This window comes from Mesorhizobium sp. WSM4823, assembly GCF_055811195.1.
The window spans coordinates 617,078-641,078 of sequence record NZ_JBVVQL010000001.1; the positions used below are offsets into that span (position 1 = coordinate 617,078).

The following is a 24,001-nucleotide window of genomic DNA, read 5'->3' on the forward strand; positions in this document are numbered from 1 at the left end:
AAACCGGCTTTTCCTCGCCTCGGCGCAAGCCACGAGGTCAAGCGGTTCATGGTTTCCGGGCGGCAGGGTGCCCGATTGTCGAGACGTCGGATCGATGTAACCCCCCAACATCGATCCTCGCGTCCCACAGCGATGAGTGTCTCTCCGCTCGGAAAGCCTCGCCGCCCGGAAGCCAGCATTAGAAGTTCCGTGGGCATGCCACGTGCGTGCGCTGACGATCAGACAAATGGACTGGCGCTATGACCACCGACACCAATGAAAAGCGGCCCTTCAATCTTTCGCGCTGGGCAATCGGGCATCCGAGCATTGCGCGGTTCCTGTTCGGCCTGATCATCGTTGCCGGTGCGCTCGGCCTGATGCGCATGGGCCAGAAGGAAGACCCGGATTTCACCTTCCGCGTCATGGTCGTCCAGGCCGTCTGGCCGGGTGCCTCGATCCAGGACATGGAGGACCAGGTCGTCAACAAGATCGAGCGCAAGCTGCAGGAAACGCCGCACCTCGATTTCGTCCGTTCCTACACGCGCGCCGGCAGCGCCATCATCACCTTGCAGGTGAAAGGCGACACCAATCCCGCTGAGGTCGCGGATGCCTTCTACCAGGTTCGCAAGAAGGTCGGCGATATCGCCAACGAGCTGCCTCAGGGGCTGCTCGGGCCCTACTTCAATGATGAGTTCGGCGACACTTTCATCACTTTGCATTCGATCAGCGGCGACGGCTACAGCTATCCCGAGCTGAAGAAACTAGCCATCCAGGCGCGTGACATGCTGCTGACGACGCCCGGCGTCGAGAAGGCCGTGATCATCGGCGACCAGCCGGAAAAACTCTATATCGACGTTTCGTCCAAGGTGCTTGCCGAGCGTGGTCTGACGCTCACCGATGTGCAGAACGCGATCAAGGGCCAGAACAATGTCGATCCGGCGGGTTCGGTCGATACCGGCACGAACTCGGTGCGTATTTCGGTCGAGGGCGACGTAACCAAGGCTGCCGACATCCGCGAACTTCGCTTGCGCGCCGGCAACCAGGTGACGCGCCTGGGCGACATCGCCACCGTGACCTCGGGCCTCGAGGATCCCTATCAGCGCAAATACCGCTTCAACGGCCACGACAGCGTCCAGGTCGGTGTCGTCATGGCCAAGGGCTTCAATGTCACCGATGTCGGCAAAGACGTCGAGGCGACCTATCACCGCTTCGAAGAGGCGCTGCCTTACGGCGTTTCGGTCGATCAGATCGCAGACCAGCCGGAAGTCGTGCGGGAAGCGGTGGGTGAGTTCATGAAGGCGCTTGGCGAGGCGCTGCTGATCGTGCTTGTCGTCTCGTTCCTGACGATCGGCTGGCGCTCGGGCCTGGTGATCGCGATCACCATTCCGCTCGTCCTGGCCGCGACCTTCGCCATCATGTACGAGATCGGCATCGATCTGCAGCGCATTTCGCTCGGCGCGCTGATCATAGCGCTCGGCCTGCTCGTCGACGACGCGATGATTGTCGTCGAAATGATGGAACGCAAACTCGAGGAAGGACTGGTCAAGGTCGAGGCGGCGAGCTTCGCCTATACCTCCACGGCCTTTCCGATGCTGACCGGCACGCTGATCACCACCGCCGGCTTCATCCCGGTCGGCTTCGCCGCCTCGACCGCCGGTGAATATGTGCGCACGCTGTTTTATGTCGTCGGCATCGCGCTGGTCGTGTCCTGGTTTGTGGCGGTCTATTTCACGCCGTGGCTCGGTAACATGATCCTCAAGCAGCGAAAACACGCCGGCAACCATCACGACGTCTTCGACACGCGCTTCTATCGCCGGCTACGCGCCACCGTCAGCTGGTCCGTGCGCCACCGCATCATCGTGCTGGTCATGACGTTGGTGACCTTCGCAACCAGCCTTTGGGCGTTCCAGTTCATCCCGCAGAATTTCTTCCCGCAATCGTCGCGTCCGGAAATCCTTGTCGATCTCTGGCTGCCGGAAGGCACCAGCATCAAGGAAGTCGAGACGCAGGCCAAGGCGCTTGAAACCAGGATGATGGACGACAAGGACAAGCGCTTCATCGCCACCTATATCGGCGAGGGCGCGCCGCGCTTCTTCCTGCCGCTCGACCAGCAGCTTCGCAATCCGAACTTCGCCCAGCTTCTGGTGATGGCCAATGACGAACCGGCGCGCGAGCGGCTGATCCTCAAGCTGCGCACCGTTCTGGCCGAGGATTTTCCGTCGGTCCGCGCCAAGGTCGACCGTCTGTTCCTCGGGCCGCCCACCGGCTGGCCGGTGCAGATGCGCGTCATGGGACCGGATCGCCAGGAGGTGCGCCGCATCGCCGACGAGGTGAAGGCGAAGTTCCAGGCAAATCCGCTGCTCGGCGCCGTTCACGACGACTGGCTGGAGCCTGTGCCGGAGATGAAACTGGTGATCGACCAGGATCGCGCCCGTGCGCTCGGCGTTACCTCGCAGCGCATCCGCCAGATGCTGCAGGCAACCATGTCGGGAGCGCCGCTCGACGATTTCCGCGACGGCGAGGAGACCGTTTCGATCGTCGCTCGCGAACCGGAAGCGAGTCGTCACCTGCTGTCGGCGGTCGACTCCGTTTCTATCCCGACGGATTTCGGTGGCTTCGTGCCGCTATCCCAGGTCGCCAAGGTCGTTCCCGTGCTGGAGCAAGGCGTCGAATGGCGGCGCGACCGCCTGCCGACCATCAGCGTGCGTGCCACGCTGCCGGATGGCGTGCAGTCGAACGATGTCGTGATGAAGATGTACAGCGAGATGCAAGGCCTGCGCGACGGCCTCGTACCCGGCTACAACATCGAGATCCAGGGCGGCGCCGAGGATTCGGCCGAAAGCCAGGCCTCGATTGCTGCAAAAGCTCCAATCATGCTGGCCGTCATCGTCGTGCTGCTGATGATCCAGCTGCAGCATTTCGGCAAGGCGATGCTGGTGCTGGCGACCGGTCCGCTCGGCATCATCGGTGCAGCCGCAGCACTTTTGATCAGTGGCGCGCCGTTCGGCTTCGTCGCCATCCTCGGCGTGATCGCGCTGCTTGGCATCATCATGCGCAACTCGATCATCTTGGTCGACCAGATCGACCAGGATATAGCGGCCGGCATGGAACGCTCGGAGGCCATCATCGGCTCGGCGGTCCGCCGCTTCCGGCCGATCATGCTGACGGCGCTGACCGCGGTCCTGGCGCTGATCCCGATTTCGCGCGGCGTGTTCTGGGGTCCGCTCGCCTATGCGATGATGGGTGGCATCCTCGTCGCCACGGTGCTGACCATCCTCGTCCTTCCGGCAGGCTATGCCTTGTTCTTCGGCCGGGAGCGCAAGAAGGCCAAGGACGCCGAGCCGGCGGCCGAGCCGGGGCTGGCAGACAACGACGACAGGCCGCGACTGCCCCTAGCTGCCGAATAGAGTGGCGGCCGAATAGAGCTGTTGGCAGACGTGACATCCAAGGGTTAAATCCGCCCACCGGCAGGAGCGCTGGAGGAGGACGTCATGACTATAGCTCAGACACCAGCGGTGCCGCTACAGCCGATCGACGGACGCCACCGCCAGATGTTCGTCGATGGCGCCTGGGTCGACGCCCGCTCGGGCCGGACCATGGAGACCCGTAATCCAGCCACCGGCGCGGTTATTGCCACGGTGCCGCGCAGCGATCGCCGGGATATCGACTTGGCGGTGGCCGCGGCGCGCAAGGCTTTTGACGGGCCGTGGAGCCGGTTCAAGCCCTATGAGCGGCAGGTGCTGCTGCTCAGGATCGCCGACCTCTTCGAAAAGCACTGGGAGGAGATCAGCCGCTCGGACACGACCGACATGGGCATGCCGATCGTGCGCACCCTGGCCAACCGCAACCGCGTCATCGGCATGCTGCGCTATTACGCCGGCATGGCGACGTCCCTGCATGGCGAGACGATCGAGAACTCGCTGCCGGGCGAAGTCGTCTCCTTCACCCGCAAGGAGCCGGTCGGCGTCGTCGGCGCCATCATTCCCTGGAACGCCCCGACGGCCGCTTCGATCTGGAAGATCGGGCCAGCGCTGGCCACCGGCTGCACGGTGGTGTTGAAACCTTCGGAAGAGGCGCCGCTAACGCCGCTTTTGATCGCCGACATCATGAACGAAGCCGGCGTTCCGCCAGGCGTCGTCAATATCGTGACCGGCACCGGCGCCGAGGCGGGTGCCGCACTCGCCGAACATATGGGCGTCGACAAGATCGTCTTCACCGGCTCGACGGCGACCGGCCAGGCGATCGTCCGCGCTTCGGCCGGCAACCTCAAGCGCGTCTCGCTGGAGCTCGGCGGCAAGTCGCCGGTCATCGTCTGCGCCGACGCCGATCTCGACAGGGCGGTGCCGGTGGCGGCGATGTCGGTGTTTGCCAATTCCGGCCAGATCTGCATCGCCGGCTCGCGTCTGTTCGTCGAACGCTCCATCCATGACGACTTCGTCGCGCGGCTGGCGGCCTATGCCAAGGGCCTCAGGATCGGCGACGGCATCGACCCGGCAACCGAGATCGGCCCGCTCGTCTCCGAAAAGCAGCTGCAGCGGGTCACCTCCTATCTCGAAGCCGGCACGGCGGAGGGCGCGACTCTCCTCACCGGCGGCACGCGCCTCGTGGAAGGCGCGCTTGCCGCCGGCAATTTCGTCGCGCCGACGGTCTTTGCCCATGTCTCGGACGACATGAAGATCGCGCGCGAGGAAATCTTCGGACCGGTGATTTCCGCGCTGCCGTTCGATACGCTCGATGAGGCGGTCGATCGAGCCAACAACACGCCCTACGGTCTTGCTGCCGGGGTCTTCACCCACAATGTCGCCACCGCGCACCAGCTGTCGCGAAAAATCCGCGCCGGCTCGGTCTGGGTGAACACCTATCACGCCATCGATCCGGCGGTGCCCTTCGGCGGCTACAAGATGAGCGGCTACGGCCGCGAGGGCGGCGCCGAGCACCTCGACGAGTATCTCAATACCAAGGGCGTGTTCATCAAGATCGATTGAGCGATCCGCCGAAATGGCCATGAAACGAAAAAACCCACCTCGGCGGCGGGTCATCATCGGCACGAATCATTAGCACAGCTAAATTAGTAGCATAACTGCAGGCACAAAGCAAGAACAAAACATGCAGGGATCAAGCGTGCATCGCGCGCTTGATCCCTGCAGGCGGGGTTAGATGACAAACAGCCAGTTGGCGAGCAGCATCACCACGACGCCGGCAATCAGCGTCAAATAGGGCAGGATTCCCGCTTTTCTGACCGCGAGATCGGACGACGTCATGCCAAGATCAGCCAGCATATGGTCGGGGAATTTGCCCTTGTCCTGGACGTAATGCCGGAAGCAGAACACCGGGATGATGAGGGCAGCCGTGATCAGTCCTGCCCACAATGCCATCGGGTTCCAGACCTTTGCGCCGGCGCCCATGAAGATCATGTTGACATAGGCAAAGATGGCGCCGAGGCCGAGCAGCCAGGTCGGCGCGCGCCACGGCCGCGCGATATGGCCGTTGTCGATGCGATGGATCCAGCCGGCGTTGAGGTTGAGGAAGTTGAAGATGATGTAGCCGCAGTTCGACACGGCGAGGATGAAGAAGAAACTCGTCGCGTCGGCCGAGGCGATGGCCAGCACGGCCAGGTTGAAGATCAGGTCGGTCCACATCGCCCGCGTCGGCGCGCCATGCTCGTTGACATGGCTGAGATAGCGCGGCAGCCAGCCATCGACGGAGCCTTGGTAAAGCGTGCGCGAGGACCCCGCCATCGCCGTCATGATGCACAGCACCAGTGCCAGGATCATCAGCATCACCAGCAGGCTGTGGATCAACTGTCCGCCACCGACCATGCCGGCCAGCGCGTCGGCAACGCCGGAGCCATCGACGATCGGGGTCGCCAGCATGCCGTTCAAACCGAGCACGCCCTGGAAGGTGAACGGCACCAGGATGAATAGCAGCATGCACAAGAGGCCGGAATAGAAGATCGCCTTGAACGTGTCGGTGCCGGGCGTCTTGAACTCCGACGTGTAGCAGACGGCGGTCTCGAAACCGTAGGTCGACCAGGCGGCGATGAACATGCCGCCGAGAACAAACGTCCAGCCGGCGATGTTCCACGCCCCGGGCTCCGGCGCGTAGGCGGCAGCCAGCGGCACCAGCGGCGAAAAATTCGCCCAGTCGATCTGGCCGGTGACGATCGGCACGACGCCGACGATCAGCATCGGGATGATCACGAACAGGCCGATATATTTCTGCACGTTGGCCGTGCCCAGGATACCGCGGTGCTGGATGGAGAAGATGATCAGCATCAGCACCGCGCCGATGAAGAAGGTGGCGTTGAAGGTGAAGGAGACCGGACCCAGCGTGTGCCCGTAGAGCGTCCAGTTGCGGATCGCCGGCGTGGCGGCCGCGGTCACCGCCGTGATGGCGTCGGCGGCACTCGTTCCGGCATTAGCCGCGATATAGGCAAGGACTTCCGGCGAGGTGTCGGTAAACAGCGGCACCGGCGCCAGCGCGTTGAGGATGTAGGCGGCGGCAATCGAGCAGCCGAGCGACAGCACCGGCGACCAGGCGAACCAATTGCACCACACCGACAGCGGCGCGATGAATTTGGAATAACGCAGCCAGGCGGTGGCGCCATAGATCGAGGCGCCGCCGGACTTGTTCGGGAACAGGCCGGCGATTTCTGCATAGGTGAAGGATTGGAGGAAGCCCATGATCATGGACATGGTCCAGATCAGGAAGGCCAGCTTCCCGGTCGTGCCGGCAATGCCGCCGATCGAAAACAGGACAAGAGCGGGAACGCCGCTTGCCACCCAGAAGGCGCCGCGCCAATCGATGTTCCGGTGCAACTTCCCTTCGGCAGCCGGCGCCAAGGCAGAGACTATCGTGCTCATTTACGTGAATTCCCCATTTCTAATGTTCCCCATCGGTGATGGCCGACACCTCGCAATGCGCCACCGACGCACGCGTGGAACGATCTCAAGTTTTTCCGCTCAGTAGTATTTTTTTCTTAACAGTGAAGATTGATCCGTCAGGCTTTCACGTCAAGCGTTTTGTGAAACTGTGCACATCGCAGGTGTGGAACACGCACCGGCGGCACTCGCCGCCAGCCGATTTCAGGCGAGAAATCGACTTCGCACTGGCATGGCTTGCGCCATTCCCGATCCTTGAAACCGGCGTCAGGAGCGCGGTCTGGTCTTTTGCGGGTCGTAGTGGGCGAAGGCGACGACCCGCGCCGGCAGCCGCTTGCTGTGGCCGTCGAGCTTGCCGATCGCGACCTCGGTGCCGATGGCAGCATGGGTGACGTCAAGCCTGGCCAGCGCGATATTCTTGTTCAGCACCGGCGAACGCATGCCCGAGGTGACTTCGCCGATCTGGGCGCGGCCGACATGGACGCAATCGCCATGGCCGACCGCGACATTGGCGTCGATGTCGAGGCCGACCAGTTTCTTCTGCGGGTTTTCCTTACGCCGGATCAGCGCCTCGCGGCCGATGAAATCGTCGGTCTTGGTCTTCAGCGGCACGGTGAAGCCGATGCCGGCCTCGAACGGATCGGTCTGGTCGGAAAACTCATAGCCGGCAAAGATCAGCCCGGCCTCGATGCGCACCATGTCGAGCGCCAGCAGTCCCATCGGCTTCAAGCCGTGCGGCTGGCCGGCCTCCCAGATGGCGTCGAACACCTTCTCGGCGTCGCGGGGATGGCACCAGATCTCGTAGCCAAGTTCGCCGGTGTAGCCGGTGCGCGAGACGACGACCGGAATACCATTGCCGCCGCCGATGCGGGCGACGGCGAAACGGAACCATTCGAGTTCCTCGATCGATGGCTGCAGCGGCGAGGTCCAGATGATCTCCTTGAGGATGTCACGGCTCTTCGGCCCCTGCACGGCGACATTGTGCATCTGATCGGTGGACGAGCGCACCAGCACGTTGAGGCCGAGTTTAGTCGCCGTCTCACGCAGCCATTCGCCGGAAAGATCGTCGCCGCCGACCCAGCGGAAATTGTCCTTGCCGAGCCTGAGCAGCGTGCCGTCGTCGATCATGCCGCCATGCTCGTAGCACATGGCGGAATAGACGACCTGGCCAACGCCGAGTTTTTTCACGTCGCGGGTCAGCGTGTATTGCAGCAGCGCTTCGGAATCCGGGCCGGTGACTTCGAACTTGCGCAGCGGCGACAGGTCCATGATCACGGCATCCTGCCGGCAGGCCCAGTATTCGGCGATAGTCCCTTCTTTGGCGAAGGAATTGGCCAGCCAATAGCCCCTGTACTCGACGAAGTCGCGGGTGTGCTTGGCAAAGCTCGAATGAAAGGCTGTCTCGCGGGTCATTTTCGGTTCCGAATCGGGCGTCATGCGTCTGGCGATCGCTCGCGAGAATTTGTGCTGGCCGGAATAGGTCCGCACATGGATGTCGGTCAGGTTCCAGCCATTGGCCGGCGTCGTGTCGTCGGGACAGGCGGACGAGACGCAGACGATGTCGGTCAAGGCCCGCAGCAGCACATAGTCGCCCGGCCGCGACCACGGCTCGTCCGACACCATGACGCCATGCGCGTCGATCGCCGTGTTGAAGAAGAAGTTGATCGCCATCCAGCCCGCGCGAGGCGTGACGCCCTTGTCCGCCAGCGCGCGGTTGAAATTCTCCGAACAGTTGGGATGACCGGGATAGCCGATGTCGTCGTAGTATTTGGCCGCGCAAGCGAGCGCGAATGCATCATGCCGGCCGCATGTGTCCTGCACCACCTCGACCAGCGGCTCCATGTCCTGATCGTAGTATTTCGAATGCAGGCCGGGCATTGGATAGCTCGAACCCATCAGCGTGCGGGTCGTGGTCACGTCGAGCGGATGGTCGCGCCCCTTGTCGAGCTTGCGTGCCGAAAAACACTGGAAGTCGGTGCATTGGCGCCCGTCGACATCGATGATCTGCAGATAGTCGCCCGCTTTGACGAAATAGGATTCCGCGGTCGCCGAATGGACGCGCAAATCGAGCACCGGGTCGGCCAGCGGGTCTGTAAGCCGCGACTTCGCCGCTGGGCGAATGGTGGCGCGCCGGACGATGACGCTGAGGGGCGTCGTCGTGTCATGGCCGTCGACCAGCATCGGCCCGCCCGGCGCGGCGATCAGCATCGCGCCATCGCGGGCGACGGTAAAACCCTGTTCGGTGCCGGCCGGGGTGGCGCCGCCGAAGACGCGAACCGCTTTTGGCTGATCAAGCTGCACCTGGCGTCGCTCCAGCCCCCGGCGCAACGATGCGAGGCTGTCGTCGCCATCGGCCAGCAGCGCCTTGATGCCGGCGGCATTGCTGTTCGATTTTTCACCGAAGATGCCGGGATCGGTAACGCCGCCCTTGTCCCATGCCAGCAGTTCGCAAGCCTGCCCGCCTTCGACATTGCGCACGGTGATCGTGTCACCGGACTCGATCTCGATGAGCACCGCGCCATTGCCTTGAACGAAATAGCGTTCCATGCCGGCCGGCAGCACGATCTGACCGGGCCGCAGGACGAGGCTCGGCCGAGGCGGCCCGGCTGCGACGGCGGGGTAGGGCGACTGGCTCATCTCGACCCTGTGGTTTAGGAAATAAGTTTGCCTGTGTGTGAAATTATTTTAGCAGCAAGAATAGCAGTGCTTGCCAGTTTGGCAAGGCGAAGGTGGCGTTCCGGACGCGGTCGGTTCACGTTGAATTTCGTCGATCACCCTTGTCTTCCGAACGTCGGCTCTGCCCCTCATCTGGCTGCCGCCATCTTCTCCCCGTAATCGGGGCGAAGGACGCTTCCATTGGCGGGGAGAAATGCCCGGCTGGGCAATGAGGGGCGGCGCCAAACTCCGCAATTACCGAACTAAAGTTCCTCGGAATACTTGATCTCGACACCATACTCCGCAGCCGAATCCAGCATCGTGTGCCACAGACTTTCAGCAAACGTTGCAAACACCAAAACGTTGAACGCCGCCTGTCCGTCCGGCTTGTCCGCGCCGCGCCAGAGCGTAACGCTGGTATGATCCATTGAGGTCGCAGCAGCAGCCCCAACCGGGAACGCCATGGGGTGCAAATCGATCGACGACAGCTTGGCCAGCATCGCCCGCGCCTTGGCGCCGGAGATGCTGATCAGCACTCGCGCATGCGATTGGTCCGACAGCGAAGCGGAAGATGCAAACGCCTGAGCGAGTGCTTCAGCCGTGTGCTTGCCGCCCTTCGACAGAACGAAGAACTGATCCGGTCCCGACCACACGAGCACGGCGTCCGAAGCGCTGACCACCTTCGGCACATCCGGAGCCGCCATGCCGAAACGGGCTTTGGCGTCGCTTGCCAGGTCCGCCGCTTTCCCGCGCCGCGCCATGATTTGGATCAAGTCGAAATTACGGATCTCGGTCAGCGAGACACCGGTATCACCGCGCGAGCCATAGGCGCCCGCAACAAGCGCGTGCTCCAGCGGACTGCGAGAAGCCCAAGAAAACTCAGCCACGCTGGCGCCCTCCATCCGGATCGTAGAAGACGGGATTGCACAGCTCGACGTCATAGTCTTCGCCGCGCAGCGGGTCATGCGCGTGGACGATCTCGCCGATTCGCTCGCGGCCGCGCTCGACAAGCGCCAGCCCGATCCACTGGTCGAGCGTCGGCGAGAAGCAGACCGACGTCACATAGCCTTGGTCGTTGGCGGAACCCGGTATCTCGCCCTTCGGAATGATATGCGCGCCGGAGCGCAGGCGGCGCGCTCTGTCCGTCGGCTTGATGCCGACCACCACCTGTCGGTTCGGCGCAACCAGCGCCTCTCGCCCGGCCATGACGCGGCCGATAAAATCCTTCTTGGTCGACATCATCTTGCCGAGCCCGAGGTCGGCGGCGATCGTGGTGCCGTTCAGCTCCGGCCCGGCGACATGGCCCTTTTCGATGCGCATGACGCCGAGCGCCTCGGTGCCATAGGGCGTCACGCCGGATGGCTTTCCGGCCAGCATCAGGTTGCGCACCAGCGCGTCGCCGTAGCGGGCGGGAACGGAGATCTCGAACGCCATCTCGCCGGAGAACGAGATGCGGAACAACCGCGCCTTGATGCCGCCGCGCAGCGCCACTTCCCGCGCTCCCATGAACGGAAAGCCCTCGTTAGACAGATCCTCGGCCGGATCGACGATTTCCCGAAGCAGGTCCCGGGTCTTTGGCCCGGCGATCGAGAATTGCGCCCACTGGTCGGAGACGGAGGTCAGCTGCACGTCGAGTTCAGGAAACAGCACCTGCCGGCAGAATTCGAGGTGCTGCATCACCGGCCCGGCCTTGGCGGTGGTGGTGGTCAGGAAATAATGACCCTCGGCCAGCCGCGACGTGGTGCCGTCGTCATAGACCATGCCGTCCTCGCGCAGCATCAGCCCGTAGCGGGCTTTTCCCACGGCGAGATTGGAGAAGGTGTTGATGTAGACGCGGTCGAGGAAGGCGCCGGCATCCGGGCCGTGCACATCGATCTTGCCGAGCGTCGAGACGTCGCAGAAGCCGACGCCGGAGCGCACCGCCTTGACCTCGCGGGTGACCGATTCCAGCCAGTCCTTCTCACCGGAACGCGGATACCATTGCGCGCGCTTCCACAGGCCGGTGTCGACGAACACCGCGCCTTGTTCGGCTGCCCAGTGATGCGACGGCGTCAGCCTTGTCGCATGAAAGTTCTTGTCGCGATGATGGCCGGCAAAGGCGCCGATGGCGACCGGCACATAGGGCGGACGGTAGATCGTCGTGCCGGTCTCGGGAATGGATTTGCCTGATACCGCCGCCATGATGGCGAGGCCGGCGACGTTCGAGGTCTTGCCCTGGTCGGTGGCCATGCCGAGCGTCGTGTAGCGCTTCAGATGCTCGACCGATTCAAAGCCTTCGCGCTGCGCCAGTTCGATATCCGACGCGGTGACGTCATGCTGATAGTCGACAAAGGCTTTGCCTTTTCCGGCAACATGCCAGAGCGGGGTCAGCGAAAAAGCCTCGTCGTCGGCGACTGGCGGCGTGCCGGCATTGCCGCTACGCCCGGCATTCCGTGCGGCTTGCGCGCCTGCCGCAAAGCCCTGGCTCAGGCAGGCGCCGAGGCCGAATGCTCCGTTGGCGGCCCCAGCGGCCACCATGCCCGGAGGCGTGCTATCCGGCACGAAGGCCGATACATCGTCCTGCCATTTCGGCCGGCCGCGATGGTAGGAGGTCAGCCCGACCGCCGGGTTCCAGCCGCCGGAAACGGCAAGCCCGTCGACTTCGACCTCGGCGCGTGCGCCGCCGGTGAGCGATACCGAGATCTTCCTGACACCGTCCTTGCCGCCATCGACCGCGCTGACCGAACCGTTTAGCACGGGGAAACCGCCTTTCGAGGCGAGCGAACGATGAGCAGGAGAGACATCCGGCCGCGCATCGACGACCGCTGCGATCTGCAATCCGGCGCCAAGTGCCGTCTCGACCGTGCGCCAGCCATCCTCATTGTTGGTGAACAGCGCGATGCGTTTGGCCGGCGTCGCCGCATAGCGCGCGACATAGGCCCGCATCGCCGAAGCCATCATCACGCCGGGCGTGTCGTTGCCGGCAAAGACGATCGGCCGTTCGATGGCGCCGGCGGCAACGATTGAGCGCTTTGCCACGATCCGCCAAAGCCGCTGGCGCACCTGATGCTCTGGCGGGGAGGGTAGGTGATCGTTGATCCGTTCGATCGCGCCATAGGTGCCGCCATCATAAACGCCGAACAATGTCGTGCGGTTCATAATGCGGACATCGGGCAGCGTCGCGAGCTCGGCCAGCGTGCGCGAAATCCATTCGGCGGCCGGCATGCCGTCGATCGTGCCGCCGTCGGCGAGCAGGCGGCCGCCGAGCGCAAAATCTTCCTCGCACAGGATGACGCGGGCGCCAGATCGGCCGGCAGCAAGTGCTGCCGCGAGCCCGGCCGGGCCGGAACCGGCGATCAGCACGTCGCAATACGCCCAGGCCTTATCGTAATGGTCGGGATCGGCGACGCCAGCTGCGCGGCCAAGACCGGCAGCGCGGCGGATCGCCGGCTCATAGATCGCTTCCCAGAATTTGGCCGGCCACATGAAGGTCTTGTAGTAGAAGCCGGCAACGAAGATCGGCGCGAACAACTGGTTCACCGCCATCAGATCGTGCCGCAGCGACGGCCAGCGGTTCTGGCTGGCGGCTTCGAGACCGTCGTAAAGTTCTGCCGTGGTCGCTTTGGTGTTCGGTTCGCGGCGCGCACCCGTTCGCAGCTCGACCAAGGCGTTGGGCTCTTCCGAGCCTGCGGTCAGGATGCCGCGCGGCCGGTGGTATTTGAACGAGCGCCCGACCAGCTTGACGCCGTTGGCAATCAGCGCCGAGGCGAGCGTGTCGCCCTCGAAGCCGGCAAAGGTCTTGCCGTCAAAGCGAAAGTTCAGCGGCGCCGAACGATCGATAAGGCCGCCGGTTTCCAGCCGGTGTGTCTGTGTGCGGCTAACCATCAGGCGCCAACCTTGGCGGCACCGACGCCCGCCGCCGGCTCGATCGACGAAATCTCGTGCGTCAGCGTGTTGCGGGTGATCTTCAGCCAGGCCCGGCAGCCGCCGCCATGATACCAATGTTCGCTCATCGCACCGGCGACATTGTCGCGCAGATAGACGTAGTCGAACACCTCGTCCTCAGAGGCGCCGGCCGCCGGACGCGCCGGCTTGGCATCGCCGAGATAGGTGAACTCGCCGAGTTCTCGTTCGCCGCAGAAAGGGCAGACAATACGCATGTTTTTCGGGCCGTCCTCAGTGCAGGTTCGGTTGGGCGCCGACGCCCTTTTCATCGATCATCGCGCCGCGCCGGAACCGGTCGAGGCGGAACCGAGCCGCCTCCTTGTGCAGTTCGTCGCGCGCCAGAAGATGGGCAAAGACAAAGCCGGAGCCCGGCGTCGCCTTGAAGCCGCCATAGCACCAGCCGGCATTGAGATAGAGCCCGTCGACCGGCGTCTTGTCGATGATCGGCGAGCCGTCCATCGACATGTCCATGATGCCGCCCCACTGGCGCAAGAGGCGCACGCGACCGATCATCGGCATCAACGCCATGCCGCCCTCGCAGACGTCTTCCATCACAGGCATGTTGCCGCGCTGGGCATAGGAATTGTAGCCGTCGATGTCGCCGCCGAAGACCAGTCCGCCCTTGTCGGACTGGCTGACATAGAAATGGCCGGCGCCGAAGGTCATGACGTTGGGGATCAGCGGCTTGATCGCTTCGGAGACGAAGGCCTGCAGCACATGGCTTTCGATCGGCAGACGCAGGCCAGCCATCGCCGCGACGCGCGAGGAACTGCCGGCGACGGCCATGCCGACCTTGCCGGCGCCGATTGTGCCGCGCGAAGTCTCGACGCCGGTCACCTTGCCATTGGCGTCCCGCACAAAGCCGGACACTTCGCAGTTCTGGATGATATCGACGCCGAGCGCGCTCGCCGCATGGGCGTAGCCCCAGACCACCGCGTCGTGGCGCGCCGTGCCGCCACGTCGCTGCAAGAGGCCGCCTTGCACGGGAAAGCGCGCATTGTCGAAATTCAGGAACGGCATCATCTTCTTGACCGCCGTTAGGTCGAGCAGTTCGGCATCGATACCGTTGATGCGCATGGTGTTGCCGCGCCGCGCATAGGCGTCGCGCTGCGCGTCGGAATGATAGAGGTTGATGACGCCGCGCTGGCTGACCATGGTGTTGTAGTTGAGGTCCTGCTCCATGCGCTCCCACAGCTTCATCGACAGCTCGTAGAAGCCGGTATTGCCGGGCAGCCCGTAATTGGAGCGGATGATGGTGGTGTTGCGGCCGGCATTGCCGGAGCCGATCCAGCCTTTTTCCAGCACGGCGACATTCCTGATGCCGTACTCGCTGGCCAGGAACCACGCCGTCGCCAGGCCGTGGCCGCCGCCGCCGATGATCACCACGTCGTAATGATCCTTAGGGCTGGCATCGCGCCAGGTGCGCTGCCAATTCTTGTGGCCGGAAAAGGCGGCGCGGGCCAGGGAGAAGATCGAGTATTTCATAAATCTATTCCGAGGTCGCTCGCGCCACGCAGGATCTTTCTTGACGCATCGGAACCATCCGAAAACCGCTTCGCACGTTTCGGTCCGATGCTCTAGATATCCAGCGTGTGGTCGCGCTCCCACTGGGTGAAGTGGGAAGCATAGGAATTCCATTCCTGGTGCTTGAGCTTTAGATAAGCCGACGAGAATTCCTCACCCAGCGCCGCCTTGAGCGATTTGTCGTTGTCGAACTCGCGCAATGCATCGAGCAGGTTGAGCGGCAGCTTCGGCGCGCCCTCCACCGTATGTCCGTGCTGGTACATGTCGATGTCGTAGCGCCTGCCGGGATCGGCCTTCGAGCGGATGCCGTCGAGTCCGGCGGCGATGATGACGGCCTGCAGCAGATAGGGGTTTGCCGCGCCATCGGGCAGGCGCAGCTCGAAGCGGCCGGGGCCAGGCACGCGCACCATATGGGTGCGGTTGTTGCCGGTCCAGGTCACCGAGTTCGGCGCCCAGGTTGCGCCGGAAATCGTGCGCGGCGCATTGATGCGCTTGTAGGAATTGACCGTCGGGTTGGTGATGGCCGCAAGTGCCGAGGCATGCTTCATGATGCCGCCGAGAAAATTCCTGCCCTTCGCCGACAGGCCGAGCTCCATGGCATTATCGGCAAAGACATTGGTCTTGCCGTCCTTGTCCCACACCGAGATATGGGCGTGGCAACCATTGCCAGTCAGGCCGGGAAATGGCTTCGGCATGAAGGTGGCGCGCAGGCCGTGCTTTTCGGCAACGGACCTCACCATGAACTTGAAGAAGGAGTGCTTGTCGGCGGTCGCCAGCGCGTCGTCGAAGGCCCAGTTCATCTCGAACTGGCCGTTGGCGTCCTCATGGTCGTTCTGGTAGGCGCCCCAGCCGAGCGCCAGCATGTGGTCGCAGATCTCGGCGATGACATCGTAGCGGCGCATCACCGCCTGCTGGTCGTAGCAGGGCTTCGACGCCGTGTCGTATTCGTCGGAAATCGTCTTGCCGTCCGGCGAGATCAGGAAGAACTCGGCCTCGACGCCGGTCTTGATATGCATGCCGTCGCCAGCCGCCTCGGCAATCAACCGCTTCAGCGTATTGCGCGGCGCCTGGGCGACCGACTTGTCGTCCATGATGCAGTTGGCGGCGACCCAGGCGACATCAGGTTTCCATGGCAGCTGGAAGACCGAATCCGGATCCGGCACCGCCAGCATGTCGGGATGCGCCGGCGTCAGGTCGAGCCAGGTGGCAAAGCCGGCAAAGCCGGCACCGTCCTTCTGCATGTCGGCAATGGCTTGCGCCGGTACCAGCTTGGCGCGCTGCCCACCGAACAGGTCGGTGTAGGATATCATGAAATATTTGACGCCGTTCTCTTTGGCGAATGCGGCGAGATCGTTCCCCATTATAGTTCCTCGCTTATGGAATTTTGGTGGCCTGATTGTCTTAGAAGCCGTTCTTCCCCGGTATCCAGTTGGTGCCGGCCAGCGGCACACCGGCCATGGCGGCGGCTTCGATGGTGAGCGCGACGAGATCCTCGGGCTCGAGATTGTGCAGGCTGTTCTTGCCGCAGGCGCGGGCGATGGTCTGCGCCTCGAGCGTCATCACCTTCAGGTAATTCGCCAATCGCCGTCCGGCGGCGACCGGATCGACCCGCTTCATCAGTTCGGGATCCTGCGTGGTGATGCCGGCCGGGTCGCGTCCCTCATGCCAGTCGTCATAGGCGCCGGCGGTGGTGCCAAGCTCGTTGTACTCCGCTTCCCAGCGCGGGTCGTTGTCGCCGAGCGCGACAAGTGCTGCCGTGCCGATCGATACCGCGTCGACGCCGAGCGCCAGCGCCTTGGCGACATCGGCGCCGTTGCGGATGCCGCCGGAGATGATCAGCTGCACTTTGCGGTGCATGCCGAGATCCTGTAGCGCCTGCACCGCCGGCCTGATGCAGGCAAGCGTCGGCTGGCCGACATTCTCGATGAATACCTCCTGGGTTGCGGCGGTGCCGCCCTGCATGCCATCGATCACGACGACGTCCGCGCCTGACTTCACGGCTAGGGCTGTATCGTAATAGGGACGCGCGCCGCCGACCTTGACGTAGATCGGTTTCTCCCAGTCGGTAATTTCGCGCAGCTCCAGTATCTTGATCTCGAGATCGTCCGGCCCGGTCCAGTCTGGATGACGCGAGGCCGAGCGCTGATCGATGCCCTTCGGCAGCGTCCGCATTTCGGCGACCCGGTCGGAGATTTTCTGGCCAAGCAGCATGCCGCCGCCGCCGGGCTTGGCGCCCTGGCCGACAACGATCTCGATCGCATCGGCCCGGCGCAAATCGCGCGGGTTCATGCCGTAGCGCGATGGCAGATATTGGTAGACCAGCGTCTGCGAGTGACCGCGTTCTTCCTCCGTCATGCCGCCGTCGCCGGTGGTCGTCGAAGTGCCGGACAGCGTCGCGCCGCGCCCCAAAGCCTCTTTGGCCGGACCGGACAGCGAGCCGAAACTCATGCCGGCGATGGTGATCGGGATTTTCAGCTCGATCGGCTTCTTGGCATGGCGCGAACCCAGCACGACACTGGTGTCGCAGCGCTCGCGATAGCCTTCGAGCGGATAGCGCGAGATCGAGGCGCCGAGGACCAGCAGGTCGTCGAAATGCGGCAGCCTGCGCTTGGCGCCGGCGCCGCGGATATCATAGATGCCGGTCGCCGCAGCGCGGCGGATCTCGGAAAGCGTGTAGTCGTCGAAGGTCGCGGATTTGCGCGGCGTCGTCGGCGGGTTGCGATAGGTCATTGAGCCTCAATACGCGTCGGCGTTGTCGATGTTGAAATTGTAGAGCGTGCGCGCCGAACCGTAACGGGTGAATTCCGTCGCTTTGACGCCGGTCACCCCGGCACGGTCGAGCAGGCCTTGCACGAATTCCAGATGCTCGGGACGCATCTCCTTGACGATGCAGTCGGCGCCGAGGCTGCCGACCTTGCCGCGCACGAACAGCCGCGCCTCGTAGATGGAATCGCCGAGCGCATCGCCGGCATCGCCCAGCACCACAAGGTTCCCGGATTGCGCCATGAACGCCGACATATGGCCGATATTGCCATGAACGACGATGTCGATGCCTTTCATCGAAATGCCGCAGCGCGACGACGCATTGCCTTCGATGACCAGCAACCCGCCCCGGCCGGTGGCGCCGGCATATTGGCTGGCATCGCCTTTCACCGTTATCGAGCCCGACATCATGTTTTCGCCGACGCCAGGTCCGGCCGAGCCATGCACGGTGATGGTGCTGCCGTCGTTCATGCCGCCGCAATAATAACCGACGCTGCCGCGGACATCGATGGTGATCGGCTGGTCGACGCCGACGGCGACCGAATGGCTGCCTTTCGGATGGAGCACTTCCCAGGCGGTCTCGTTCGAACCAGGGGTCAAATCGTGAAGCGCCTGATTGAGATCGCGCAGCGGCGTCTCGCTGAGGTCGAAGACACGCGATGCATGGCTTTGATCCCGCGCGGCCTTGGAGACGTTGATTGCTGGCATGAACTCAGTGCTCCCAGAAATAGACGGTTGCGGGCTCGGGTTCCCAGACCCTCGCATTGTCTATGCCGGGCAGTTTGGTGAGCGCGCGATATTCCGAGCCGAAGGCGACATACTGGTCGGTCTCGGCCATGACGGCAGGTTTGCAGGCGATCGGATCGCGCACCACGCCGAAGCCGTTCTTGGTGCCGACGACGAAGGTGAAGAAGCCGTCGAGGTCGCTCAGCGTGCCTTCCAGCGCCTCGCCGAGATTCTTGCCATGCGCCATCTGCGAGGAGAGATAGGCGGCCGCGACTTCCGTATCGTTCTCGGTCTCGAATTTCATGCCTTCGCGTATCAGCTCGCGGCGGACATTGTTGTGATTGGACAGCGAGCCATTGTGCACAAGGCACTGGTCGGCGCCGGTCGAGAACGGATGCGCGCCCATCGTTGTGACAGCCGATTCCGTCGCCATGCGGGTATGACCGATGCCGTGCGTGCCGGTCATCGAGCGCACGTCGAACCGATCGACGACCGCCTCCGGCAAGCCGACTTCCTTGTAGATCTCGACAACGTCGCCGGTACCCATGATACGGATATCCGGGCGAAGCGTCTGAATGGCCTCGCGCGCTTCATCGATCTTGGCGGGGGTGGTCCTGACGACGGCATGGGTCGACTTCACTGCAATGCTGACCGGGGCTCCGATGGCCTTGGCCAGTTCGGCGTCGAGGCCGCGGAAGTCGCGCTCCGGCTTTGCCGACTGGATGGTGATCTTGGCCTCATTGCCTGTTGGCGCGCCGTAGATGGCGATGCCGGCGCTGTCGGGACCGCGATCGCTGAGCGAGATCAGCATCTGCGACAGCATTGAGCCGAGCTGGGGCTCGAGCGACTTGTCCTTCAAAAACAGTCCGACGATTCCGCACATGTCAGGCTCCTGAGATGAGGTATGATTTAGGTGCTACCAGCTTCATAGGTCGAATTCAACTCGCATGAAAGTTTTTTTCATCTTGGACAAGTCGCATGGCGCAAATGACGCGCCAGGCGACCCGATGGTGGCTTAATGGCGGTCGATCGCCTTTCTGGTTTCCTCTCCAGTGCGATCCGCAGCCATGTCGGCTTCGATTTCAGCGTTCTCGTGGCGCGTCTGGAGGACGTGCCACCCGATCCAGAAGACGAGGCCGATGATGACCATCACGACTTCAGAGCCCTGAAACGGGTAGATCGCGCCGACGTCCTTGAGATCGACGGCCCAGCTTTCCATTCCATTGGTCGACATTGCGAATTCTCCTTGTCCTTTGACTATTTCATCATGGCCTTTTCGGCGGCTCCCACTTCGCGCACCGACGCCTCGAACGCATGGTTGAGGGCAAAGTCGACGCCCTCGAGTTCGACCTTCGCCGGTACGCGCAGGAGGTTCATGCTGTTGAGGATCTTGCAGACGATAAAGGTGGGGACGAAGCCGAGCACGAACATCAGCACCGCGCCAGCGAAGTTGCCGAGCGGGTTGATGTGCGCGAAGCCCTCATAGGGTGAGGACGGCTGTCCCCACAGCATGAAGCCCGCCACGACGACCCCGAGGAACCCGCCATAACCATGCACGGCGACGGCGCCTACCGCATCGTCGATCTTGAAGCGACGCTCGACGAAGTAGTGCAGCTTGTAGCAGATGCTAGGGACGATCGCGCCGATCAGCATCGCCTGGATCGGGTGGTAGAGGTCGTTGCCGGCCGAGGTTGCAATTACGCCGCAGAGCCCCATCGAGAATGTCCAGAACGGGTCGCCTTTGGAGACGATGTAGCCGGCCAACATACCGCCAGACAGCGACATCAGGAAATTGAAGGTGATCGCCGAGAGCGTGGTCGGCGCGAGATAGATGTTGGTCGCCGTCCAGGTCTCGCCGGTGATCTGGCCGGCGATCGTGGCCGGGCTGATCAGCGGAATGTTGCACGCGGCATAGAAGCCCCAGAAGCCGGTGAAAATCAGGAACAGGCCGATCGTGACCAGCCACACATTGTGGGGCGGGATGTCGCGCGGCGTGCCGTCCGGCCTGAACTTGCCGATGCGCGGACCAAGCACAATGAGAAAGGCGAGCGCCGCTCCGCCCGCGATCGCGTGCACGACCCCCGATGCATACGCATCATGATAGCCCCAGAGCTTCACCATCCAGCCTTGCGGATGCCAGCCCCAGGATGCGTCGAGGATCCACAGGACCGAGCCGACCAGCACCGCGACGATCCAGAATGCGCCAGAGCGCGCGCGCTCGATGATCGAACCCGAGACGATCGACGCCGTGGTGATGGAAAACAGCAGGAAGGCGCCCCAGAACACGCCGTTGAGGCGATGCCACAGCGCGGCATCGGTAGGCGTGACCCCCGTCTCGCCCGGATTGACGCCGGAGAGGTGGGTGCCCATCAGCGGATTCCACGGTTCGGCGAAAGGTGCCGCGACAAGTCCGCCCGCGATGCCCGGCCCGTTGGGGAAGCCGAAATAGATCCACCAGCCGAAAAAATAGAAGGTGATCGTGACGAGCGGGATCGCCATCGCGTTCTTCATAAGCGTTTTCAGATGATTGCGTCGGCGCGACACGCCGACCTCATACATGCAGAACCCGACATGGATGAGGAACATCATGACGATGGTCACCCAGTAATAGAATTCCGTGAAAATGGTCGTTAGCGCGTTGAGATTCCCTTCCATTTCATGTCCCCTCCGTTCAGTTGCGTTCCTTGCCTCTCAGTAAAACTTTTTGCATCTTAGTATTGCGCGCTTTTGGAGTTTTGAGTCAATATGCGCGGACCGTCCCAGGGCACCGCAGTCCCCTGCAGTGGCGGAACGTCGGCAATCGTGTTGAGGAGAAGCAAGTCCATGACGGCATCCTGGAGATTTTCGACCTTGGCGGATCGCCATCGCGCGCTCGGTTCGAAGCTCGAAGACTGGAGCGGGATGGGCACCGCCTGGACCTACGACAAGGACGCCGACGAGGAATACATCGCCATTCGCACCAAGGCCGGGCTGATGGACGTGTCGGGCCTGAAGAAGGTCCACATCACCGGGCCGCATGCCTCGCATCTGATCGATCTGGCGACGACGCGCGACGTCGAGAAAATATATCCCGGCAAGTCGGCCTATGCCTGCATGCTCAACGAGGCGGGAAAATTCACCGACGACTGCATCCTCTACCGCACCGGCCCGAATGCCTGGATGGTCGTGCACGGTTCGGGCACCGGCCATGAGGAGTTGCAGCGGGCCGCCATGGGCCGCGATGTCTCGCTGCGCTTCGACGACAATCTGCACGACCTTTCGCTGCAGGGTCCGACGGCAGTCGACTATCTGGCAAAGCACGTGCCAGGCATTCGCGACCTCGCCTATTTCCACCACATGCAGACCCGGCTGTTCGGTTTTCCGGTGATGATCTCGCGTACCGGCTACACCGGCGAACGCGGCTACGAGATCTTCTGCCGTGGCCAGGACGCCGGCACGATCTGGGACACCATTCTCGACGAGGGCAAGAGCGCCGGCATCATTCCGTGCCGGTTCACCACGCTCGATATGCTGCGCGTCGAGAGCTATTTGCTCTTCTACCCCTACGATAATTCCCAAAAATATCCGTTCGAGAACGAAGGCCCCGGCGATACGCTGTGGGAGCTCGGCCTCGATTTTACCGTCAGCCCGGGCAAGACAGGCTTTCGCGGCGCCGAGGAGCATTACCGCCTCAAGGGCAAGGAACGCTTCAAGATTTTTGGCGTGCTGCTCGAAGGCAAGGAGCCGGCCGACGAGGGCGCACCGGTCTATCGCGACGGCAAAAAGGTCGGCGTGGTGACCTGCGCCATGTATTCACCGCTGGTCAAGAAATCGATGGGCATCGCACGGCTCGACGTCGACTGCGCCGTCCAGGGCACCAGGCTCGAGATCCGCAACAAGGGCGGCGCCATCGGCGCGACCGCCGAGCCGCTCCCGTTCGACGATCCGAAGAAGACCAAGCGCACGGCGAAAGGCTGAGGCATACTGAGAGGATGACAGCGAAGAGCATCATCAGCCGGCCGGTCTATGGAACTCTGTCCCCGCAGCCCGGCAGGCACCATCTTTTCGTGGCGGATGCAGAAGGTGCGCTGGCAATTACGGATTTGGCTCCCAAAGCGCCCGCCGGCTTCTTTGCCGATGCCCACATCATCTTCATCCCCGGCCCCACCCCCGGCCATGACGGTAAGCATGTCGCGGCGCTCGAGGCGCTGAAGCCGGCGCAGTTCTACCAAGGGCCGTCCTTCGCCAGCGCCTTGCCGCGGCTGAAGCAGACGCTGGCCAACGCCCATATGGGCCTGCGGCTCTATCTCGCCGGCACCGAGGGACTGATTGGCCAGGCCATGCAGGCGGCGCTCGAAGCCGGCATCGATCACACCTCGATCCAGACCGAGCATCGCGGCTCGCTGGCGCGTCGCATCCAGTGCGTCCACTGCAAGGGCATCACCGAAAACGTGACGACGCAGCCGGCGACCTGTTCGCATTGCGGCCTGCTTCTTCTGGTACGCGATCATTATTCCAGGCGGATTGCGGCCTTCCAGGGCGTCTGCATCAATGCGGAAGACCGCAGCGAAATTCCTCCGACGGAGGAGATCTTTCGATGAGCACCGGCACCACCAAGCTCGACGTCGTGGTCAGCGACGTCGTCCCGGTCAACGAACTGGTGACGCGCTTCCATTTTCGCAGCCGCGACGGACAGCTTTTGCCGACATTTTCCGGCGGCGCTCATGTTGTGGTCGAGATGCGCGACGGCGAGCGCACCAGGCTCAACCCCTATTCGCTGATGGGCTCGCCGCTCGACACGCGCGAATACACGATCTCGGTGCGCCGCGACGATGTCGGCCGCGGCGGCTCGCTATTCATGCACCGGAGCGTTAAGCCCGGCATGGAGATGGTGATCAGCTATCCGGTCAATCTGTTCTCGCTCGACTTGCGCGCTAAAAAACACCTGATGCTGGCGGGAGGCATCGGCATTACGCCGTTCATGGCGCAGACCGCGCAGCTGGCGGCGGAAGGCGGCAATTTCGAATTGCACTACACCTGCCGCACCGCTTCGCTCGGCACCTATGCCGATGTGCTCAGGGAGCGTTACGACCGCCGGGTCAGGCTCTACCACGACGACCGCGACGAGCGCATCGAGCTTGATCGGCTGCTGTCGTCGCAGCCGCTCGGCACGCATCTCTATGTCTGCGGCCCGTCCGGCATGATCGGCTGGGTGCGCGACCGTGCCGCCGCGCTCGGCTGGCCGACGGAGACCGTGCATTTTGAGCATTTCGCGGCACCGCAGCCCGGTGCGCCATTCGACGTGACGCTGGCCGTCAGCGGCAACACGATCCGCGTCGGCGAGCAGCAGAGCCTGCTCGAAGCGATCGAGGCCGCCGGCGTCGACCCGCCCTATCTCTGCCGCGGCGGCGTCTGCGGCCAGTGCGAAACCAACGTCATCTCGCATGACGGCAAATTCATCCACAACGACCACTGGCTGAGCGAGGAAGAGCATCGTTGCGGCAAGAAGATCATGCCCTGCGTCTCGCGCTTCGAGGGCAGGTCGCTGGTGCTGGAAAGATAGGAGGCGA

17 protein-coding genes are annotated in these 24,001 nt (G+C 63.1%); 5 read left to right on the forward strand and 12 right to left on the reverse strand.

Features of this window, described 5'->3' with window-relative positions; all coding sequences use genetic code 11:
• The first annotated feature begins 239 nt into the window (after positions 1–239).
• Both AC0L26_RS02980 and AC0L26_RS02985 read left to right on the forward strand, forming a co-directional pair.
• The gene (locus AC0L26_RS02980) at positions 240–3,386 is read left to right on the forward strand and encodes an efflux RND transporter permease subunit (RefSeq protein ID WP_473631178.1); all 3,147 of its coding nucleotides are present in this window, start codon (positions 240–242) and stop codon (positions 3,384–3,386) included.
• 84 nt (positions 3,387–3,470) lie between these two features.
• Positions 3,471–4,964 carry an aldehyde dehydrogenase family protein gene (locus AC0L26_RS02985; protein ID WP_473631179.1) on the forward strand — a complete coding sequence of 498 codons (1,494 nt, stop codon included), beginning with the start codon at positions 3,471–3,473 and terminating at the stop codon, positions 4,962–4,964.
• A gap of 168 nt (positions 4,965–5,132) precedes the next feature.
• Here AC0L26_RS02985 and AC0L26_RS02990 read toward each other — a convergent pair whose 3' ends face one another.
• The 12 genes from AC0L26_RS02990 to AC0L26_RS03045 form a co-directional block, all read right to left on the reverse strand.
• Complete coding sequence (locus AC0L26_RS02990) at positions 5,133–6,842, reverse strand: APC family permease (protein ID WP_473631180.1); 1,710 nt, start codon at positions 6,840–6,842, stop codon at positions 5,133–5,135.
• A gap of 285 nt (positions 6,843–7,127) precedes the next feature.
• Positions 7,128–9,497 carry a DUF1989 domain-containing protein gene (locus tag AC0L26_RS02995; RefSeq protein ID WP_473631181.1) on the reverse strand — a complete coding sequence of 790 codons (2,370 nt, stop codon included), beginning with the start codon at positions 9,495–9,497 and terminating at the stop codon, positions 7,128–7,130.
• 281 nt (positions 9,498–9,778) lie between these two features.
• A complete protein-coding gene (locus tag AC0L26_RS03000; protein ID WP_473631183.1) occupies positions 9,779–10,402 on the reverse strand; it encodes a sarcosine oxidase subunit gamma in 624 nt (207 codons plus the stop codon).
• Positions 10,395–13,379: a sarcosine oxidase subunit alpha gene (locus tag AC0L26_RS03005; RefSeq protein WP_473631184.1), complete on the reverse strand. Its 2,985-nt coding sequence runs from the start codon at positions 13,377–13,379 to the stop codon at positions 10,395–10,397. The genes AC0L26_RS03000 and AC0L26_RS03005 overlap by 8 nt, the downstream gene beginning before the upstream one ends.
• Positions 13,379–13,654, reverse strand: coding sequence for a sarcosine oxidase subunit delta (locus AC0L26_RS03010; RefSeq protein ID WP_473631185.1), 276 nt, complete (start codon positions 13,652–13,654; stop codon positions 13,379–13,381). The genes AC0L26_RS03005 and AC0L26_RS03010 overlap by 1 nt, the downstream gene beginning before the upstream one ends.
• Positions 13,655–13,670: 16 nt before the next feature.
• Entirely contained in the window at positions 13,671–14,924 is a 1,254-nt protein-coding gene (locus AC0L26_RS03015; protein ID WP_473631186.1) for a sarcosine oxidase subunit beta family protein, read from the reverse strand.
• 92 nt (positions 14,925–15,016) lie between these two features.
• On the reverse strand, positions 15,017–16,324 hold the full coding sequence (glnT, locus tag AC0L26_RS03020) for a type III glutamate--ammonia ligase (RefSeq protein ID WP_473631187.1): 1,308 nt from the start codon (positions 16,322–16,324) through the stop codon (positions 15,017–15,019).
• Positions 16,325–16,364: 40 nt separating this feature from the next.
• Positions 16,365–17,693: an FMN-binding glutamate synthase family protein gene (locus tag AC0L26_RS03025; RefSeq protein ID WP_473631188.1), complete on the reverse strand. Its 1,329-nt coding sequence runs from the start codon at positions 17,691–17,693 to the stop codon at positions 16,365–16,367.
• A gap of 6 nt (positions 17,694–17,699) precedes the next feature.
• Positions 17,700–18,434 (reverse strand): GltB/FmdC/FwdC-like GXGXG domain-containing protein, encoded by a 735-nt coding sequence (locus AC0L26_RS03030; RefSeq protein ID WP_473631189.1) that lies wholly within the window; start codon positions 18,432–18,434, stop codon positions 17,700–17,702.
• A gap of 4 nt (positions 18,435–18,438) precedes the next feature.
• Complete coding sequence (locus AC0L26_RS03035; RefSeq protein WP_473631190.1) at positions 18,439–19,335, reverse strand: class II glutamine amidotransferase; 897 nt, start codon at positions 19,333–19,335, stop codon at positions 18,439–18,441.
• Between the two features lie 132 nt (positions 19,336–19,467).
• Positions 19,468–19,686 carry a hypothetical protein gene (locus AC0L26_RS03040; RefSeq protein WP_027152229.1) on the reverse strand — a complete coding sequence of 73 codons (219 nt, stop codon included), beginning with the start codon at positions 19,684–19,686 and terminating at the stop codon, positions 19,468–19,470.
• A 23-nt stretch (positions 19,687–19,709) separates the two neighbouring features.
• On the reverse strand, positions 19,710–21,107 hold the full coding sequence (locus tag AC0L26_RS03045; RefSeq protein ID WP_473631191.1) for an ammonium transporter: 1,398 nt from the start codon (positions 21,105–21,107) through the stop codon (positions 19,710–19,712).
• Positions 21,108–21,275: 168 nt separating this feature from the next.
• Here AC0L26_RS03045 and AC0L26_RS03050 point away from each other — a divergent pair, with 168 nt between their 5' ends.
• The 3 genes from AC0L26_RS03050 to AC0L26_RS03060 are packed head-to-tail and all read left to right on the forward strand — an operon-like array spanning position 21,276 to position 23,994.
• Positions 21,276–22,409: an aminomethyl transferase family protein gene (locus AC0L26_RS03050; protein WP_473631192.1), complete on the forward strand. Its 1,134-nt coding sequence runs from the start codon at positions 21,276–21,278 to the stop codon at positions 22,407–22,409.
• Between the two features lie 14 nt (positions 22,410–22,423).
• Positions 22,424–23,032: a dimethylamine monooxygenase subunit DmmA family protein gene (locus AC0L26_RS03055; protein ID WP_473631193.1), complete on the forward strand. Its 609-nt coding sequence runs from the start codon at positions 22,424–22,426 to the stop codon at positions 23,030–23,032.
• A complete protein-coding gene (locus AC0L26_RS03060) occupies positions 23,029–23,994 on the forward strand; it encodes a PDR/VanB family oxidoreductase (protein WP_473631194.1) in 966 nt (321 codons plus the stop codon). Before AC0L26_RS03055 ends, AC0L26_RS03060 begins: the two co-directional genes overlap by 4 nt.
• Positions 23,995–24,001: the final 7 nt, after the last annotated feature.